At 56.7% G+C, this 17846-nt stretch carries 18 protein-coding genes; 3 read left to right on the forward strand and 15 right to left on the reverse strand.

Features of this window, described 5'->3' with window-relative positions; genetic code table 11:
* Positions 1-27: 27 nt before the first annotated feature.
* From CEPID_RS06805 to ruvC, 9 genes are all read right to left on the reverse strand, one after another.
* Complete coding sequence (locus CEPID_RS06805; protein ID WP_047240332.1) at positions 28-2319, reverse strand: RelA/SpoT family protein; 2292 nt, start codon at positions 2317-2319, stop codon at positions 28-30.
* 71 nt (positions 2320-2390) lie between these two features.
* Complete coding sequence (locus tag CEPID_RS06810; RefSeq protein WP_047240333.1) at positions 2391-2939, reverse strand: adenine phosphoribosyltransferase; 549 nt, start codon at positions 2937-2939, stop codon at positions 2391-2393.
* Positions 2936-4555 (reverse strand): ABC transporter substrate-binding protein, encoded by a 1620-nt coding sequence (locus tag CEPID_RS06815; RefSeq protein ID WP_047240334.1) that lies wholly within the window; start codon positions 4553-4555, stop codon positions 2936-2938. The genes CEPID_RS06810 and CEPID_RS06815 overlap by 4 nt, the downstream gene beginning before the upstream one ends.
* Before the next feature lie 195 nt (positions 4556-4750).
* Positions 4751-5899, reverse strand: a complete 1149-nt coding sequence (gene secF, locus CEPID_RS06820) for a protein translocase subunit SecF (RefSeq protein ID WP_236684220.1) — start codon at positions 5897-5899, stop codon at positions 4751-4753.
* 1 nt (position 5900) lies between these two features.
* The gene (gene secD, locus CEPID_RS06825; RefSeq protein ID WP_047240336.1) at positions 5901-7742 is read right to left on the reverse strand and encodes a protein translocase subunit SecD; all 1842 of its coding nucleotides are present in this window, start codon (positions 7740-7742) and stop codon (positions 5901-5903) included.
* A gap of 169 nt (positions 7743-7911) precedes the next feature.
* Complete coding sequence (gene yajC / locus CEPID_RS06830; RefSeq protein WP_052843418.1) at positions 7912-8169, reverse strand: preprotein translocase subunit YajC; 258 nt, start codon at positions 8167-8169, stop codon at positions 7912-7914.
* Between the two features lie 43 nt (positions 8170-8212).
* Positions 8213-9331, reverse strand: coding sequence for a Holliday junction branch migration DNA helicase RuvB (gene ruvB, locus CEPID_RS06835; protein ID WP_047240337.1), 1119 nt, complete (start codon positions 9329-9331; stop codon positions 8213-8215).
* A 6-nt stretch (positions 9332-9337) separates the two neighbouring features.
* Positions 9338-9943: a Holliday junction branch migration protein RuvA gene (ruvA, locus tag CEPID_RS06840; protein WP_047240338.1), complete on the reverse strand. Its 606-nt coding sequence runs from the start codon at positions 9941-9943 to the stop codon at positions 9338-9340.
* On the reverse strand, positions 9944-10597 hold the full coding sequence (ruvC, locus tag CEPID_RS06845) for a crossover junction endodeoxyribonuclease RuvC (protein WP_144413473.1): 654 nt from the start codon (positions 10595-10597) through the stop codon (positions 9944-9946).
* 209 nt (positions 10598-10806) lie between these two features.
* On the opposite strand from ruvC, the gene CEPID_RS13130 reads away from it, so the two are divergent.
* Together CEPID_RS13130 and CEPID_RS06850 are read left to right on the forward strand one after the other, a co-directional pair.
* Positions 10807-11136: a diacylglycerol kinase family protein gene (locus CEPID_RS13130; RefSeq protein ID WP_144413474.1), complete on the forward strand. Its 330-nt coding sequence runs from the start codon at positions 10807-10809 to the stop codon at positions 11134-11136.
* The gene (locus CEPID_RS06850) at positions 11054-11749 is read left to right on the forward strand and encodes a diacylglycerol/lipid kinase family protein (protein WP_052843421.1); all 696 of its coding nucleotides are present in this window, start codon (positions 11054-11056) and stop codon (positions 11747-11749) included. The genes CEPID_RS13130 and CEPID_RS06850 overlap by 83 nt, the downstream gene beginning before the upstream one ends.
* A gap of 216 nt (positions 11750-11965) precedes the next feature.
* Here the strand turns inward: CEPID_RS06850 and CEPID_RS06855 are convergent, their stop codons facing one another.
* The 3 genes from CEPID_RS06855 to CEPID_RS06865 all read right to left on the reverse strand — a co-directional run bounded on the left by CEPID_RS06855 (position 11966) and on the right by CEPID_RS06865 (position 14336).
* Positions 11966-12721: a YebC/PmpR family DNA-binding transcriptional regulator gene (locus CEPID_RS06855; protein WP_047240339.1), complete on the reverse strand. Its 756-nt coding sequence runs from the start codon at positions 12719-12721 to the stop codon at positions 11966-11968.
* Positions 12722-12873: 152 nt separating this feature from the next.
* Entirely contained in the window at positions 12874-13476 is a 603-nt protein-coding gene (gene pdxT / locus CEPID_RS06860; RefSeq protein ID WP_047240340.1) for a pyridoxal 5'-phosphate synthase glutaminase subunit PdxT, read from the reverse strand.
* Positions 13476-14336, reverse strand: coding sequence for an acyl-CoA thioesterase (locus CEPID_RS06865; protein WP_047240341.1), 861 nt, complete (start codon positions 14334-14336; stop codon positions 13476-13478). Before CEPID_RS06865 ends, pdxT begins: the two co-directional genes overlap by 1 nt.
* Before the next feature lie 113 nt (positions 14337-14449).
* Here CEPID_RS06865 and CEPID_RS06870 point away from each other — a divergent pair, with 113 nt between their 5' ends.
* Positions 14450-14911 carry a DUF3817 domain-containing protein gene (locus CEPID_RS06870; RefSeq protein ID WP_047240342.1) on the forward strand — a complete coding sequence of 154 codons (462 nt, stop codon included), beginning with the start codon at positions 14450-14452 and terminating at the stop codon, positions 14909-14911.
* Between the two features lie 360 nt (positions 14912-15271).
* Here the strand turns inward: CEPID_RS06870 and pdxS are convergent, their stop codons facing one another.
* From pdxS to CEPID_RS06885, 3 genes are all read right to left on the reverse strand, one after another.
* On the reverse strand, positions 15272-16111 hold the full coding sequence (gene pdxS, locus CEPID_RS06875; protein WP_047241407.1) for a pyridoxal 5'-phosphate synthase lyase subunit PdxS: 840 nt from the start codon (positions 16109-16111) through the stop codon (positions 15272-15274).
* 197 nt (positions 16112-16308) lie between these two features.
* Complete coding sequence (locus tag CEPID_RS06880) at positions 16309-16749, reverse strand: hypothetical protein (protein WP_047240343.1); 441 nt, start codon at positions 16747-16749, stop codon at positions 16309-16311.
* Entirely contained in the window at positions 16746-17843 is a 1098-nt protein-coding gene (locus CEPID_RS06885; protein ID WP_047240344.1) for a glycosyltransferase family 4 protein, read from the reverse strand. The genes CEPID_RS06880 and CEPID_RS06885 overlap by 4 nt, the downstream gene beginning before the upstream one ends.
* Between the last annotated feature and the right edge of the window lie 3 nt (positions 17844-17846).

The raw sequence follows: 17846 nt of genomic DNA on the forward strand, positions 1-17846 counted from the left end.
CAAGCGCTACAAAAAGTTCATTCCTGGTTAACCACCTGAGGTCAGCCGATACACGTCGAACACACCTTCAATATTTCGCAAACGCGTCATCAAAGCTCCCAGCTGCTTAGTATCAGATACCTCAAAGGTAAACTTCGCAATCGCAACTCGGTCGTCCGCAGTATGAATATTCAAGGCGGTCGTCGTCAAACGCTCCTCATTGATAACCCGAGTGATTTCCAGCAACAGACCTTGTCGATCCAACGCCTCCAGCTGGAGATTTGCCGAGAATACCGAGCTGCCTTCGACTCCCCACGCGACGTCGATTAGGCGCTGCGGCTCCTCGCGCAACTTGGTGGCGTTGGTGCAATCCGCCCTGTGCACTGAGACGCCTCCACCGCGAGTAACGAAACCGAAAATTTCATCACCAGGCACCGGCATGCAACACTTGGCCAGTTTCGCCATGACATCGGGGCTGCCCTGCACCAAAATCCCGCTGCCTTCACTGGCCTGGCTCCGAGCGGCACTCTTGGCTTGCACGATTTCGGAAAATGGAGCACGCGCGACAAGTGCGTCTTGGGCATCGTCCTCGGAACCAAACAGAGACGTGAGCTGTTCGACGACGTGCTTCGCAGAAATCTGCCCCTCGCCAATCGCCGTATACAGGGCATCAACATCCGCATAATTGAGCAGCGCTGCAAGTTCCTTCATGGAATGTGCGTTCAACAAGCGGTGTTTTGGCAAGCCTCCGCGCTGGATTTCCGCAGCCAACGCGTCGCGCCCCACCTCCAGGGACTCTTCTCTACGTTCCTTGGCAAACCACTGGCGAATTTTGGCCTTGGCCCGGGGCGATACCACGAACTTTTGCCAATCTTGGCTCGGGCCGGCGTTAAGGTCCTTGGAAGTAAAGATCTCCACGCGGTCGCCGTTCTTCAGCTGGGATTCCAACGCGACCAACTTGCCGTTGACCTTCGCACCGATGCAGCGGTGGCCGACCTCGGTATGCACGGCATAGGCAAAGTCCACCGGCGTCGAATTCACCGGCAAATTGATAACGTCACCCTTGGGGGTAAACGCGAAAATCTGCTTCGCGGAAAGGTCATAGCGCAACGAGTCAAGGAATTCGTTCGGATCTGCGGCCTCTTTTTGCCAGTCCAGCAACTGCCGCATCCACGCAATTTGATCCACTTCCTGCTGATCACCGGAATGCGAGCCCTTGGTTTCCTTATAACGCCAGTGCGCGGCGATGCCGTACTCTGCGTTGTAGTGCATCTCGTGCGTGCGTACTTGGACTTCCAGCGGTTTACCACCCGGCCCCATCACGGTGGTGTGCAGCGATTTATACACGCCGAACCTTGGGGCCGAAATGTAATCCTTGAAGCGACCTGGCATGGCGTTATACAACGCGTGAACAGCACCAATGGCGGCGTAGCAGTTATGGATATTATCCACCAGAATTCGGATGCCGACGAGGTCGAAAATCTCATCAAAGTCACGACCGCGCACGATCATCTTTTGATAGATCGACCAGTAGTGCTTCGGCCGGCCCATCACTTCGGCCTCAATGTGGTTTTCTTTCAGCGTCGCGGATACCGCTTGGATGATTTCCTGCAGGTAGCGGTCGCGCGATGGGGAACGGTCCGCCACCAGGCGCACGATCTCGTCATACTTCTTAGGGTACAAGATAGCAAAAGAGAGGTCTTCAAGCTCCCACTTCACCGAAGCCATACCCAATCGGTGCGCCAGCGGAGCGATCACTTCGAGAGTTTGGCGCGCTTTCTTTGCTTGCTTTTCAGGCGGCAGGAAACGCATAGTACGCATGTTGTGTAGGCGGTCGGCCACCTTGATCACCAACACCCTAGGGTCTTGGGACATCGCCACAATCATCTTGCGGATCGTCTCGGCCTCCGCCGCAGCTCCTAGCGCGACCTTGTCGAGCTTCGTCACGCCGTCGACAAGCCGAGCAACCTCGGTGCCAAATTCCTCAGACAGCTGCTCAACTGAATAGTCCGTGTCTTCGACGGTGTCGTGCAGCAACGCGGCCACCAAAGTAGTGGTGTCCATACCAATTTCCGCAGCGATGGTCGCCACAGCGAGCGGGTGAGTAATGTACGGATCGCCGGACTTGCGAAACACGCCCTCATGCAGGCGCTCAGCCGTGTTGTAGGCACGCTGCAACACGGCGCCGTCGGCTTTGGGGTGGAACTGGCGGTGAATCGAGAGCAACGGGCTCAAAACCGGGTCGACTTTTGGTTTGCCACCGCCGGTGAGGCTGCGAGCCAGCCGTGCAGAAACGCTACGCATGTTAACTTGCTGCTTCTGCTGCTTGCGATCTGCCATGAGTTCCCTCGTTAGTTGTTCACATCGTGTTCACCTAGGTGATTGCTACGATGCTACTTGAATCCTGCAACTTAGTTATCTTCATTGAGCACGATTATGGGCGCATCGCCGAGCTTTTCCCGGCCACCGAGCCCCGGGACCTCGAGCACGACCACATAACCGGCTACGATGGCTCCGCACTCACGCAAAAGCTCGGCCGCGGCTCGCAAGGTACCTCCGGTGGCCAACACATCATCCACCAACACGATCCGCTTGCCAGAGACATCGATTCCGCTCGCTGGGATTTCCAGCGCCGCCGACCCATATTCCAGGGCGTACGCGCGGGTATGAACTGGTGGTGGCAACTTCCCTTTCTTGCGAATTGCCAAGATGCCCTGGCCCAGTTTGTACGAGACTGCAGATCCCAGCAAGAATCCACGAGCGTCCAAACCACCGATCATCTCTGCCCCCAGACTTTCCGACGCAGCGGCGAGATCATCAACCAAGATCCGGAAACCTGCGGGATCAGCCAAAACTGGAGTTAGGTCTTCAAATAGCACGCCGGGTGCTGGGAAGTCCGGCACGAGACGTACCAGCGCGCGCAACGCTTCCGAAGCCGAGTTGTAGGTGGGTTCGCTCATGGCTTTTTGCCTTCCTGCCATCGCTCCATGTTCCAGCCGATGCCAGATTGAGCGGTATTGACAACAATATTTGCAACATTTTTATCGTAGATCAGGGTGCGCGGTTGCGAAGCCAATGGGATCACATCCGACTCGTCCCACAGTCGCTGTTCCTCAGCGCGCAGCTTCTCGACGTCCCCGATGTCGCCGTTGATATGACCGAAGCCAACGTTTGGATCCGCCGCATGTAACAGCGCGTCGATCGTTCCTGGCACCTCAACTTCCACACCCGACGGGGTTTGCTGAATGCGGTGAATGTCTTCAAACGATTGGTTCTCCACACTGGCATCCACCACGGTGATACCAGCGGGGGCGCACGACGCCGCGATGGCGGCGACCATTTCCTTTTTTCGCTCATCCGGCCCCAAGTACCCAACTCGGATGGTGACGCCACGTAGTCTCTCCGCAACGGCCAGATCGGTATGGCGATGCTTGGCGATCACGCCCTCCAACTGTGGATTAATCGAATCCGCCACAGAAGTCAGGTGCGTCCAAACCGGAGGCACCTCCACCCCAGCAGCCTTGGACGACGCAGCTGCCACCGCATTCTGATCGACACAGGCGGCAAACGCCTGGCGGGCAGGCGCACTGGCGAAAACACCAGCATTCCCAAGCGTCAACTGCTCGGTTAGGTGCCCCGGGGTGCGCTCAATCGTGAAGCGGTTGTTCGGATCATCTCGGTTGACCCAGCTGACTTCGCCGACCCCGATGAGATCCGCTACTTCCACCGAATTAGCCTGGTTAACCTCAGCCAAGTTGGCGGACCGTGGCCACATCATGACCTTTTCAATGGAGGCAACGTCACCGTTGAAAGACTCATTGCGCACCAACTGTAACGCGCCATTATCCGCGACTGATGCAATCTTGTACGGCCCTGCAGAAACTTGCAGTTCAGGGTCGAAGTGTTTGAGGTCGAATCCTTCCCGCCATACTTTAGCGACCGGCATAAGAGCCCCGGAGTTCTCAGACTGCAATGCGGCTACCAGCTGCTCCTCACTCATCCCCACTCGGTGCGCGATTGCATGTGAGGGAACCACAGTTCCGGGCCCAAACAAGCTACGCCACCTCGAACCAACATCTGTCTTGAACACCACCGAGAATTTCTTTTCCCCCGGCGCACATTCTAAGCGATCGACCTGCTCCATTAACGGAACGAGCGAATTAAACAGCCCGCGCAGGCTTCCCGCTTTATAAGCAAGAAGGAAATCAGTACAGGTCACTGGGACCCCATCTGAATAGCTAGCAGTGCTGTTAATGGTGTACTCCACCCGCTGTTGCGGAGCTGGAATTACCTGGGCAGTTGCAATATCGCGATTCGGGATGAACTGCCCAGACGGGCCCTTGACAAACACCGCAGGAAACATCCGACCGCCGATGATATCCGCATTTGTCGACGCCCCCAATGTCGTCGCCGCATTGGTAGTAAGCAGCGGAGTGCCAACGGCATACCCAAAGTGGTCTATCGGTGGTTGACTTAATTTCCCTCCACCACAGCTGCTCAACGTGACAACTGCCACCAGCGCCACAGCTATTTTTGCGGCCTTGTTGGTGAGTGAACCCTTGACAGTTGAAAACATCGCGTCCTTTAACAAGAAATGGGTACAAGCTACGCGCCCGGCCAGTTAAGACTAACTGGATCAAGGCACACGTATCGAGTATAGGTTTTTCAGCCATCGGGGAGAAAATGCGCCTCCACGTGTTAGAAGCGAACAGCTTAGAGAACAACGAAACCCGGCTGCACGATCGCAGCCGGGTATCAATCCGAAATCGAACTAGGAACCCTGATTCGGGCGCCAGGTTCGACCATTGCCGGTCTTGTCCAGACCTCCAGACGTGTCCACCGGTTTCGCGGGAACGACCGGGGTAGTTACCACGCGCTTTGCCGGCGACACGCCGTCGATAGGCGCCACTGCAACAGTTGCATCAGGCGTTCCGGCGCGTGCTGCGGCCACCGCAGCGTCGTGCGCACGTACCTTCTTCTGGCGACGCTTAAATGTCACCAACAGCGGTGTCGCCAACAAGACGGAGGAGAACGCACCTTCGATGATGCCGATGAGCTGGACCAACGCCAAGTCTTTCAGCGTGCCGACGCCCATCATCCACACCGCGACCACCATCAGTGCCAGGATCGGCAGTGCCGAAATCACGGTCGTGGAGATCGAACGCATCACTGTTTGGTTAACCGCCAAGTTCGCCTGTTCGGCATAGGTTCTGCGAGTTGACGCCTCATACCCAGCGGTATTTTCCTTTACTTTGTCGAAGACAACGACGGTGTCGTAAAGGGAGAACGAGAGGACCGTGAGAAGGCCGATGATAGTCGCTGGGGTCACTTCGAAACCGACGAGCGAATACGTGCCGGAGATGACGACGATGTCGACGACGAGAGCCGCGATAGCTGCCACAGCCATGTCCCGCTCGAAGCGGAACATGATGTAGATGAAGACCAAGCCAAAGAAGACCAGCATCGAAATAATCATTCGGTTGGTAATCGTCGAGCCCCAGGACTCGGAGACTGTCGAGTCGCCGATAGCGTCCGGCGTGGGTTTGCCGGTGGCATCAGCTGGCGTGAACTTCTCGTAGAGAGCGTTACGTGCGGTGGCGATTTGTTCGTCGCTCAAACGCGGGGTGTGGATTTCCAACGTGCGTGTGTCACCGGCACCGACGATTTGAACTAACTGAGGGCTAACATTAGTTGCCTCGGTAAAAGCTTCCTCGACTTGCTCAGTAGTAAGGTTCGCTGCTGGCATGTTCATCTTGGTTCCGCCCTCAAAGTCGATGCCCATGGTGAACCCACGTAACGCGATAACCAAAATCGAGCCTACAAGCAAAGCGATCGTGATGGAGTACCAAAGCTTGGTGCGACCGATGAAGTCGATTCCACCCTCGCCAGTGTAGAGGCGATTCATTGTTGACTGTGCCATGTTAGGCCTCCTCATTCTCAGCGTGGGTGTTGACGCTTGTCTTTGCTTGCTCAGCCGGTTTATGTTCATCATGGTCGAGCTCGCCGTCGGCACGTCGACGATCAGCCACCTTCATCACCGACGCTAAACCATTGACACCCGGGCGGGCGAACCAAGGATTTCGAGAGGCGAGGATAACCAACGGACCAGTGAGGAGGAAGGTAATAAGCAAGTCATAAACAGTGGTTAGGCCGAGCGTGAAGGCGAAGCCCTTGACCTCCCCCACCGCCAGGATGTAAAGCACCACGGCTGCGATGAGCGACACCATGTTACCCGTCACCACGGTACGCTTCGCGCTATCCCACGCACGTGGCACTGAAGATCGGAAGGTGCGGCCGTCGCGGATCTCGTCCTTGATGCGTTCGTAGAACACGACAAAGGAGTCTGCAGTAGTACCAATACCGATGATCAAACCTGCGACGCCCGCCAAGTCTAGCGAATAGCCAATCCATCGGCCTAGCAACACCAATGTGCCATAAACCAGTGCGCCGGAAGCCACCAAAGTAAACATCGCTAACAGGCCGAATACGCGGTAGTACGCCAAGGCATAGAGCGCCACTGCGATCAGACCTACCAACCCGGCGATCAAGCCGGCTTTCAAAGATGCCGAGCCTAGGGAAGCCGGGATTGTGGTGGCAGTGCCGCCGCGCTCGCCGTTCTCACCGGCGAAGCTCAATGGCAACGCACCGTACTTAAGGTTATTTGCCAAATCCTGGGCCTCTTGCTGTGTGAAGTCACCTGTAATCGAGGTGGCAGAGCCTGCAGGAGTAGCGCTTTGAATAACTGGGGCCGAGATGATCTGGGAGTCCAGGGTAATCGCTATCTGACGCTGCAAGTATTCCTGGGTGACCTTGGCCCACGTAGACGCGCCCTGCTCACCGCCTTCGGATTTGAAGGAGAAGTTGATTTCCATCTGGCCGGTTTGAGAATTCAGGCCACCAGCAATTTGGCGATTAGAGTCAATCTCGTTACCCGTTAAACGTTTGCCGGTCACCGGATCAGTCTGCCCGACGAGTAGCGGGGCAGGCTCTAGCACATACTTGCCTCCCTGGCCGTCACAGGTCACCAATGGTTTGGCAGGGTCGTCAGTTCCGGCGATGGGATCGAGTTCATCGGTGCACTGCAGCAGGCCTGCCGCGGCGTATTGTTTCGCGGGGTCATCACTTTGACGGTCGTCGCGAAGCATTGCGGTAACTTCTTGGCGCCGCTGTGTGGCTTCTACCGAGTTGGCTGGTTCTGCCGGAGGGGTCGCGGTGATCTCGCCTGCAGTGAATTTTTCGGCCCCTTCCTCAGTCCCGCTGTTCAGGGCCTCGACGGTAGTGGTCAGGCTCGCCTTGGCCTGTTCAGGGGTGATCACGCCTTTGGCGATCCAACGATTAGCCATATCGAGCGTCGTGTCGAGGACTGCCTTTGGTTCCGGATTACCTGGCTGTGCTACGGGACGAAACAGCAGCTGCGATGTCTGTCCCAGGGCCCGGGCTTGAGACGTGTCTTCACCAGGCACGGTAATCACCAAGGTGTTGCCGTCAGTGACCACGCTTGCGCCCGTGACCCCCATGCCATTGACGCGGTTTTCCAGGATCATTCGCGCTTGAGCAAGCTGCTCCTTGGTGGGCTCAGCTCCTTGAGGCACAAGGGTCACGCGAGTGCCTCCTTGCAGGTCAATACCCAGTTTAGGCTTGATGCTGTGGTCACCCGTTAAGAAAATTAACCCGTACACCGTGAGGAGCACTAGGATGAAAAGCCCAATGGCCTGCTTCGGCCACGACCTCCGGCTGGAAATACTTCCGGAACTTGCTGACACGTCGGTTTTCTCCTTGTGTGTTCACATTGGTAAGTGTTGCTGCGCCGCTTCCCGCACGATCAGCGAACATGATCGGTGAACATGGTCGGAAAAGCTGTTCGGGAAAGTTGCCAAATTTTCATGCTACTTCACTATGCACACCCGGCCACGGTTACGGTGCGGATTAGTGTCAGGACGTTTTCTTAATAATTGCGCGTCGTTCCCACGTAGTGGCAACTCCAGGAGCGACTTCCAGTCCGACAACTTCCTCAGTCAAGGTCACTACCTTTCCGTGTAATCCGGACGCGGTGACCACTTGATCTCCGACAGCAAGGCTAGCTTGAATGGCGTTGATTTCCTTGATTTGTTTGCTGCTCCGAAGCGAATTAAGCACTACTGGGATCGCCAATATAATCAGCATCACCAGCAATAGCACGGATTGGTTCATGTATAGCTCAACTCCCACAATGGTTTCGATGGAAAATCTCTTGCTAGAACTCTAACTGGTGTATTTCGGTGTAAGCCCCTGGGGCCTCCGGTGGCGCCTGGAGCCCCAAGTGGTTCCAAGCGGCGGACGTCGCCACTCGCCCACGCCCTGTGCGAGCAATCAGGCCGGCGCGCACCAAGAATGGCTCACACACTTCTTCCACCGTCGCAGGCTCCTCGCCGACTGCGACGGCCAAGGTTGTCAGCCCGACCGGTCCGCCCCCATGCCCTTTGATCAGTGCATTGAGGACCATTCGATCAAGCCGGTCAAGTCCCAAATCGTCTACATCAAAAACGATGAGCGCGGCTTTGGCGGCACCTAGATCGATGTGGCCATCCGCGTGAACCTCGGCGAAGTCGCGCACTCGACGCAGGAGTCGGTTCGCAATTCGCGGGGTGCCACGAGAACGAGAGGCGATCTCGTAGGCTGCATCGCCGTCGATCGTAACGCCTAAGATACGGGCGGCCCGTAGCACGACCTCGGTCAAATCTTCATCATTGTAGAACTCCATCTGCGCCACGAATCCGAAGCGATCCCGTAATGGTCCGGTGAGCATTCCAGAGCGCGTAGTAGCCCCGACCAAGGTAAAAGGCGCAATTTCTAGTGGGATCGAGGTCGCCCCTGGCCCCTTACCCACGATCACGTCAATTCGAAAGTCCTCCATCGCCATGTAGAGCATTTCTTCGGCAGGCCGAGCGATGCGGTGGATCTCATCGATAAACAGCACGTCGCCTTCAATGAGATTGGACAACATCGCCGCCAAATCTCCCGCTCGTTCCAGAGCTGGTCCGGAGGTCATCCGCAGGCTAGCCCCCATTTCCTGCGCGACGATCATTGCCATAGTGGTCTTACCCAACCCGGGGGGCCCGGAAAGCAGCACATGGTCGGGCACTACCCCGCGCTTGCGGGCACCGGTAAGCACCAGGTCCAACTGGCTTCGAACCTTCGGTTGCCCGATAAATTCATCGAGGCTTTTCGGACGCAGACTGGTTTCAACGTCTTGTTCGCCTGCCAACGCGTGCGCCTGAATAGCTGAGTCTGGATCGCGCACCGAACCCGCATCCGTCGCGCGTGGTGGCAGCCCTCCAGGAATGTCGAATACAGTTTTTTCTACATCTGACATAGCAGGTTACTTCTTTCCTAGATAAGCCAATGCGGCTCTGAGCGCCTGCGAGGTATTGGCCACCGGCGCGTCGTCAAGCACTGCATTCAGCGCATCTACGGCTGCCTTTTCGTTGAATCCAAGCCCGACCAGCGCAGCAACCACCTGCTCGTTATCGATATCCCCACTCCCGGCTGGTCGTTCAGCAGTTGGGGTCGGCGTAGCCGTAGCAAACGCTGTGACCTTGTCCTTTAGTTCGACGACCATACGATCTGCCATCCGCTTGCCGACGCCCGGGATCCGCTGCAGCGCCTTGGCATCCGAATGCGTAATAGCATTGGCTAGTTCCTCAGGGGTGAGCATCGCCAACGCAGCCATCGCTAGCTTGGGACCCAGCCCAGAAACGCTCTGCAAGACACTGAATAGTTCACGAGAGGTGGCATCTGAAAACCCGTAGAGCAACATTGCATCTTCACGCACAACCATGGTGGTGAGAATTCGTGCCTGCTCCCCACGCTTCAAAGTGCCCAATGTCCGCGGGGTGGCGGCGAAGAAATAGCCCACCCCGCCGCACTCGATCACGGCGCCGGATAGCTCAATAGCTACGACTTCTCCGTTCAGCGATGCAATCACTTATTTGCTCCTTGATGGCTTGGTAATCGAATGGCTAATCACCGGTGTGTGGGCGGTGCGAGAACGACGCTGTTCATTAAAGCTTGCTTTAGCTTGGCCCAGTTTCCGTTGCTGTGATCGCGCATGTTGAGCGAGTTCCGTTGCGGAGACACGCTGACGCTCCAGCATTGGTGCCCGCCAGCAATGACATACCGCCAAGGCGAGCGCGTCAGCGGCGTCCGCTGGCTTGGGAGGCTCGGAAAGACCCAGAATCCTGGTAATCATCACCGTCATCTGTTTCTTATCGGCTCTACCGTTGCCGGAAATTGCCTTCTTCACTTCACTAGGAGTGTACATATGCACGCTAATCCCCCGCTCAGCTGCCGCGAGAACCAGGACTCCCACTGCATGAGCGGTATGCATGACCGTAGAGACGTTGCCACGCTCAAAAATCCGCTCGATTGCAACGACGTCCGGTTGGTAGTCATCGAGCCACTCCCGAACTGCGGTGCTCAGCCGCAGAAGCCGCTCCGTAAGTTCAGCTGTCGCCGGGGTGCGCACGACGCCAACGGCGATTGGGTAAATCGCCCGACCGGTGCCAGTTTGCACCACCGAGAGGCCACACCTAGTAAGACCAGGGTCAATACCCATCACTCGTAGTCCAGCACCAGCCACTAACGCTCTCAACTTTCACCACGTCTGCCCTGCTTTCCCTTTGGCAAGACAAAGCTAGGCATTGAATTAAAACATGATCCAGGGCTAATTTAGCACAACTTTTCGAGTCGCTCGCCTTCGCGAAGCACCATTACGATTCTCCACCAATGAGACTGCCATAGAGTCGAATGAAGTAACCAAAACTGTAAACTAATGCCGAACTGATTGGGGTGAAATCCTTGGGACGCATCTACGACATGGGACTGGTCGATATTCAGCGCATCGCGCTTCTCACCAACCCTACCGCCGTCGGCTCGCACGGCGCCGTCCATCGGGCTGCGATCGCACGCCAGCGCTTTAACGACGCCGGGATCGACGTCCTAAGTATCCAAGGTAAAGATGTCGAAAGTTCGAAGCAGCTGGCAGCTGAGATGATTGCACATCCGGACATCGATGCCCTCGTTCTATGTGGTGGCGATGGATTGGCCAACTGTTGCCCTGGAAACCCAAGCCAACTCCCTCAAGCCATTGGGCTTGATCCCTGCCGATACCGGAAGTGACCTAGCTCGATCTCTCAATATTCCAGAACACCCTGAGCGCGCCGCCGACGTTATCATGCGAGGTTTTTACACCACTACCGACTTGGGCAAGGTCCACGACGGTAAGGGCACTTCCATGTGGTCCTCCACGATCGCTGCTATCGGCACCGATGCACATGCTGCCCAAAAGGCCCGCCAACTAAACCCACGGCTAGAGTCATTGCGCTACCCCTTAGCTGCAGCTAATTCACTGCCTCATTTCCGCGGACACCGGGCCAAGATCGTCCTTGACCTTGAACGCGTAATTGAGGGCGAATTTGCGCAGATCAGGATTGGAAACACACCATATTACGGTCAAGGAATGCGGATGTGCCCCGACGCAAACCACCACGATGGCTTGCTGGACATCACGATGGTGCGGCCAGCGCCTAGGCTGCAGGCATTTCGCGATCTCGCTCGTGGATACGTCCGAGGCATCAAAGATCTGCCCAACGTGTCCTTCGCGCAGGCAGCGCACATCTCGCTGGAAAAGCGAGGGCAACCGATCACTGCGGACGGCGAGCCGTTTGCCAATGACAAAGCAGAGTTTGAGGCTCTGGAAGGTGCGGGGCGTTTTCTAGTGCCAAGGCCCTAAAACGATCTCCAAATTGTGTAGGCGCCGAATCGAATGCGGCACGAGTATCACCCAACGAGCTACCTTTGCTAACTGCCTTTGAAATTGCGCCTGTAAATATGTGCAACCTCAAAGGCAATCGGCATCGTAGTAGTAATTAGACGCGAAATTTGACCCAACAAAAGCCAAACCCCAAACCCGGTCGGCAAAATGCCAACCGGGCCAGAAGGCGACTTGCTAGCTAGCGTCGAGTTCAGCCAAAACTTCGTCGGAAAGCTCCATGTTGGTGTAGACGTTTTGGACGTCGTCGGAATCTTCGAGTGCGTCGACAAGCCGGATGATTTGGCGGGCACCGTTTGCGTCCAGCGGTACGAGCACGGAGGCGCGGAAGTCAGAGTCGAAATCGTCGATGTCGATGCCTTCAGCAGTCAGGGCCTCTTTCACCGCGGTCATGTCGGCGGCCTCGGAAACAACCTCGAAGCGATCGTTGGCGTCATTGACTTCTTCAGCCCCTGCATCGAGCACAGCCATGAGGACATCGTCTTCGCTGAGCTCGCCCTTCGGTACGAACACCACACCCTTGCGGGTGAACATGTAGGCCACGGAGCCGGACTCGGCCAGGTTGCCGTTGTTTTTGTTAAAGGCGGTACGTACTTCGGTGGCCGCGCGATTACGGTTGTCGGTCAGACATTCGACCAGGATGGCGACACCATTGGGGCCATAACCTTCGTACATGATCGTTTCCCAGTCAGCGCCACCGGCTTCTTCGCCCGAACCGCGCTTGCGGGCGCGCTCGATGTTGTCATTAGGAACCGAGGCCTTCTTGGCCTTCTTGATCATGTCATCCAACGTTGGGTTTGCGGTTGGATCGCCACCACCGGTGCGTGCTGCAACCTCGATGTTCTTAATAAGCTTGGCAAATTCTTTACCTCGCTTGGCATCGTTGGCTGCTTTCTTGTGCTTAGTAGTAGCCCATTTGGAGTGGCCTGCCATGTGACACTTACCTTTCGTCGCGCCGTACGCCCATATTGCGACGCCCGACAGTTCATGTATTCCTCAAGCTCCGGAAACCCGACCTGCGCAACGCATGAAGAACTCCCGGGAGCGTATCGGCTTGCAATTATACGCTCCCGCTTCGCGGGATTTTATTTAGCCTTCTTTGCGTCCCGCACCATCTGCAAGAAGTACTCATGCACACGGGTATCTCCCGTGACCTCTGGATGGAAAGACGTAGCCAAGATATTTCCCTGGGTAACAGCCACGATCGCATTCGCATTGGGCCCATCGGGCACACGAGCCAAAACCTTTACCCCTGGACCTACTTCCTCGATCCACGGAGCCCGGATAAATACGGCGTGAACAGACTCCTCAATCCCCTCGAAAGCCAAGTCGGCTTCAAAAGAATCCACCTGTCGGCCAAAAGCGTTACGACGCACCGTCGCGTCCAACGCTCCAAAACTCACGGCATCAGGACGGGTATCCAAGACTTTGCTTGAGAGCAAGATCATGCCAGCGCAGGTGCCGTAGGCCGGTAAGCCGTCGGCAAGCGCGGCACGAAGTGGCTCATAGAGTCCCCCGATTGTCAGCAATTTGGACATCGTAGTGGATTCACCACCGGGCAAAATGATGCCGTCGATGCCTTCCAAATGCTCGATTCGACGCACCGCGCGGTGCTCGATTCCCAACGCATCCAAAGTGCGTTGGTGCTCTGCTACTCCGCCCTGTACTGCAAGAACGCCAATAATCATTACTTTTCCTTCAGTGTGTTCAACGGGATGGGTTGCTGCCCTGGAGGCAAGGACCGAGTCAAACCTTCCTGTGTTACCACCGCGACAAGGTTCCCGGATGCATCGAAAATCCGTCCATGGGTCAGTGCGCGGCCATCTGAGGCGGAAGGCGAAACTTGATCATAGAGCAGCCATTCGTCCGCGCGAAATGGTCGCAAGAACCACATGGCGTGGTCCAAAGATGCTTCCTGCACTTCGATTCCAGGATGGGGAACGAGTGCCGACTGCAACAAGGTCATGTCAGACATATAAGCCAAAGTGCAGATGTGGAACATGTCGTCGTCAGGCAGGCGGTTTTTGCTCTTGAACCACACCACCTGCTGGCTTGGAGTGTCTGGATTATGTTCGAATTGGTCCTCTGGAACATACCGAATATCCCATTCGTTCCATTCGTCCAGCAGCGCCAGCGTGGTGCGGCGCATGGTGGTAGTGTCCATGTGAATATCTTCCGGCCGGGGGACGTCGCGCATCCGGTCCATGTGTTCGAGTCCCACTTGCCCGCGGCGATGAAAGCTGGCTTGCATGATGAAGATGGTGCGACCTTCCTGAACAGCCTTGACCTGACGGGAACAAAAACTTCCACCGTCACGCACACGATCTACGATGTAAATGGCAGGATCGCTAGACTGTCCTGGCGCGATGAAATAGCCGTGGAGTGAATGGACCAGGAACTCATCACTGACCGTGTTGACAGCGGCGACCAACGCCTGGCCCGCTACCTGGCCACCAAACGTGCGCGTAAGTGCCGACTCAATGGCTCGGCCTCTGAAAATGTCCTTATCGATTCGCTCGAGGTCAAGGATCTGCTCAATCTTTGCCATTACTCGCCTTGTTCTTCGTCGATGGAGTTATCGTCGTACACTATGTTTCCATAACCCGCTGGCTACCTGTGCGATAGGCCGTACTCGCCGGCAGTTAGATATCGTTATTAGCCATGACACCACGCAAACTGTATTCTTCGCTGGCCTTCGCTGAGATGGTGACCTGGGCTCTGCTGCTTCTCGGCATTGCCTTGAAATATTCCGGGGTCACCCCCGTCGGCGTCCGCATCGCCGGGCCAATTCACGGCTTCACCTTTTTGGGTTTTGGTGCCACCACCCTGTTGATCTGGATGAATAATCGCTGGCCAGCAGTCCGAGGCGTCCTTGGGCTGCTGTCAACTATCGTCCCATTCGCCACCGTGCCCTTCGAAAAGAACACCGAAAAGGCCGGGCTTCTCGACGGCCGCTGGCGGTTCCAAGACCCCGCCGAACAGCCTAACGGTCTTCTCGATCAGCTCCTGGCTTTCATAGTTCGTAAGCCGCTACTGGCCGCAGTAATCATTCTCGTGGCCGTAGTGATCGTCTTTACCGTCTTGCTTTCCTTGGGCTCCCCGCTGGAAGCGCTGCGCAGTTAAAGGTTAAGTAATGCAAAGCGCGTCTCAGATTCGTGTTTTCCGCACCGAAGGAGTCCTAAACCCAGTATGCGTTGTTTCCGGAGAGCTATAGGCCGATCGCCGTCCCCTCGGTGTAGTCGGACTACCTTCGTGGAGTGTTATTCAACCAAACAGGCAGATCTTCGGAGTCGGACTACACCGAAACGACGACATAGCACATGTGCAGCAAATCGGCCTGGTCGGCTACCCGTCGACCGAACCCACTCTCCTTGACTAAGCACCCGGTTGGTTAGATCAACGGTAGCGAAAATCCCGATCAGCACCTCATCATTTTCGAGGGCTGACCGGGATATCCTTTGAGACCTGACTACTTAGCTCGGTTTACCAACCGCGTTCTGCGAGGCGATGTGGCACTGGTTCGTCATCAACGTTGATGCCGACCATGGCTTCGCCTAGGCCTCGGGAGACACGAGCGATGGTAGCTGGATCATCGAAGTTCTGAGTAGCCTGGACGATTGCCTTCGCGCGAGCCTCTGGGTTGCCGGACTTAAAGATACCGGAACCGACAAACACGCCCTCTGCGCCGAGCTGCATCATCATCGCCGCATCAGCAGGGGTAGCAATGCCACCAGCGGTGAACAACACTACCGGCAGCTTGCCTTCACGGGCTACCTCGCGCACCAGCTCGTATGGCGCCTGGAGCTCCTTGGCTGCTACGTACAGCTCGTCTTCGGCCATGGACTTCAACCGGTTGATCTCGGCACGGATCGTGCGCATGTGAGTCACCGCGTTGGACACGTCGCCGGTGCCTGCCTCGCCCTTGGAACGGATCATCGCAGCACCTTCGTTGATGCGGCGCAGGGCCTCCCCAAGGTTGGTCGCACCACACACGAAAGGCACGGTGAAATCGAACTTGTCGATGTGGTTAGCGTAATCTGCTGGCGAAAGGACCTCAGACTCGTCAATGAAGTCAACCCCAAGAGATTGCAGGACCTGCGCCTCCACGAAGTGTCCGATACGCGCCTTTGCCATCACGGGGATAGAAACCGCATTGATGATACCTTCGATCATGTCTGGGTCAGACATACGGGAGATGCCACCCTGGGCGCGAATGTCAGCTGGCACTCGTTCCAGAGCCATAACTGCGGTGGCCCCGGCATCTTCCGCGATCTTTGCTTGTTCTGGGGTGACCACGTCCATGATCACTCCGCCCTTCAGCATTTCTGCCAAACCACGCTTGACGCGCGCGGTACCCACTGCAGGTTCAGTATTAGTCACGATTAGATTCCTCTCCCAGCTTGCGCCAGATGCCGTCAACAATGTTTTCTATGTTAGACGTTCTCGTACAGCAACTGTTCAATGTGTCGGTGTTAACTAGAAAAACAATGGCTGTTCTAAGCTAGGAAAGTACCGGCGCGCTAGCTCGGCAGCTCGTAATATTCCGGCAACCTAGCAGTGCCACCCAAGCGAAAAATCCGTACCAATGGACGGGTGCGCAATGCCCTAGTGTCAGTTACTGCGTCATTGTAAAAGCGGTGCGCCAGCTGGACGCGGGCGGAAGCATCAACCAACAACGGGTGCGTCTGTCCTGAGATCGCCGCAAGCAATGCCCGTTCGGCCTGAGAACGCTGCTCGAAATTGTTTACTTCCAAGGGTCGCGCCAGGGCTGTTTCCGCCTCGCGCGCCGCCTGCGGGACCAATGCCTGTGCCACTACTGCTCGTCGATCCAGAGCCGCCCCTAAATTATTGCGAGCAGTATCGACGCGAATATGGAGGCGATTTAAGCGCTGGGCGGTGAAGTATGCCCACGCCAGAAAGAACGTCAAACAGACGGCAATCGCAAGGTAGCAAAGTGTCATGCTCTTCCCTTCGCGGTCACCGGTTGGCCGTCCGCAACTGCGTCATATACTCTCAGGATCTCCTGTCCGACGACTTCCCAGTCGAATCGACGACATCGCAGTTGTCCAGCCGCCTGCAAGCTCGCGACCGCCGTCGGATCGGCCAAAAGCTCGTCCAACACGCGAGCCAGAGCGAGCGGATCACCAGTTCGAAACACTCGACCAGCAGGTTGCTCCGAATTTGACGCCAGCACATCCCGAAACGCCTCGAGGTCACTAGCCACCACAGCGCAGCCGGCTGCCATCGCCTCCACGAGTACGATCCCAAAGCTCTCCCCGCCCAAGTTTGGTGCCACGTAGATGTCTGATTGTTGGAGCACGCGGATCTTCTCTGCGTCGTCGACACGCCCCAGGAACGTCGCCTCGCAGTCTGGGCGCGGCTGCCCGCTCCCGACGACCACAAACTCGCACTCGTGCTTCATCAGCTGCCTAGCCTGGCACAACACGTCGAGTCCTTTGCGCGGTTCGTCGGTGCGCCCCAAAAACACCACTTGTGGCTTTGCCTTGCGAACAGGCCGCGGATCCGCGCGAAAAGCGCCCGTGTCGACGCCGTTTGGAATAAGAACCGGGTCTCCGCCCAGGTTTTCCACCTGCCACCGGCGCGCCATCTCGGACACGGCGATGCCACCACGGATTTTTTCGAGCATCGGTCTAAGCCCCGGCGTAGCTAATTTCAGTAGCCGAGATTCCGTAGCCGAAGCATGATAGGTCGCCACAATGGCGCCCTCAGCGATTCGCAGCGCTTGCATCGAAAAACTCGGCGCGTTGGGTTCGTGGATGTGCAAGATGTCGAAGCGTCCGTCGTCGATAAAGCGCCGCAGCAGCCTGGTCACTCGTGGACCTACGGCCAGACGCGCCACCGACCCGTTATAGGGCACCGCGAATGACGCCCCGCCCGGCACGACGAAGTCCGGAAGCGTCGCGGCATCCGTCGCGGGACCAATAACCCGCACCTCATGCCCTTGCCCCAATAGATAGCGCGCTAAGTCAAGGATGTGGGCTTGAACCCCGCCGGGCTCGTCAAACGAGTACGGACAAACCAACCCAATTCGCATAAC

The organism is Corynebacterium epidermidicanis (assembly GCF_001021025.1).
Lineage (GTDB): Bacteria > Actinomycetota > Actinomycetes > Mycobacteriales > Mycobacteriaceae > Corynebacterium > Corynebacterium epidermidicanis.

Bases quoted from the DNA above. Each gene is read 5' to 3' on its own strand.
- CEPID_RS06805 (WP_047240332.1), bottom strand. From the start codon at position 2,319: ATGGCAGATCGCAAGCAGCAGAAGCAGCAAGTTAACATGCGTAGCGTT.
- CEPID_RS06810 (WP_047240333.1), bottom strand. From the start codon at position 2,939: ATGAGCGAACCCACCTACAACTCGGCTTCGGAAGCGTTGCGCGCGCTG.
- CEPID_RS06815 (WP_047240334.1), bottom strand. From the start codon at position 4,555: ATGTTTTCAACTGTCAAGGGTTCACTCACCAACAAGGCCGCAAAAATA.
- secF (WP_236684220.1), bottom strand. From the start codon at position 5,899: ATGGCACAGTCAACAATGAATCGCCTCTACACTGGCGAGGGTGGAATC.
- yajC (WP_052843418.1), bottom strand. From the start codon at position 8,169: ATGAACCAATCCGTGCTATTGCTGGTGATGCTGATTATATTGGCGATC.
- ruvB (WP_047240337.1), bottom strand. From the start codon at position 9,331: ATGTCAGATGTAGAAAAAACTGTATTCGACATTCCTGGAGGGCTGCCA.
- CEPID_RS06850 (WP_052843421.1), top strand. From the start codon at position 11,054: ATGGATTGGCCAACTGTTGCCCTGGAAACCCAAGCCAACTCCCTCAAG.
- CEPID_RS06855 (WP_047240339.1), bottom strand. From the start codon at position 12,721: ATGGCAGGCCACTCCAAATGGGCTACTACTAAGCACAAGAAAGCAGCC.
- pdxT (WP_047240340.1), bottom strand. From the start codon at position 13,476: ATGATTATTGGCGTTCTTGCAGTACAGGGCGGAGTAGCAGAGCACCAA.
- CEPID_RS06865 (WP_047240341.1), bottom strand. From the start codon at position 14,336: ATGGCAAAGATTGAGCAGATCCTTGACCTCGAGCGAATCGATAAGGAC.
- CEPID_RS06870 (WP_047240342.1), top strand. From the start codon at position 14,450: ATGACACCACGCAAACTGTATTCTTCGCTGGCCTTCGCTGAGATGGTG.
- pdxS (WP_047241407.1), bottom strand. From the start codon at position 16,111: ATGCTGAAGGGCGGAGTGATCATGGACGTGGTCACCCCAGAACAAGCA.
- CEPID_RS06880 (WP_047240343.1), bottom strand. From the start codon at position 16,749: ATGACACTTTGCTACCTTGCGATTGCCGTCTGTTTGACGTTCTTTCTG.
- CEPID_RS06885 (WP_047240344.1), bottom strand. From the start codon at position 17,843: ATGCGAATTGGGTTGGTTTGTCCGTACTCGTTTGACGAGCCCGGCGGG.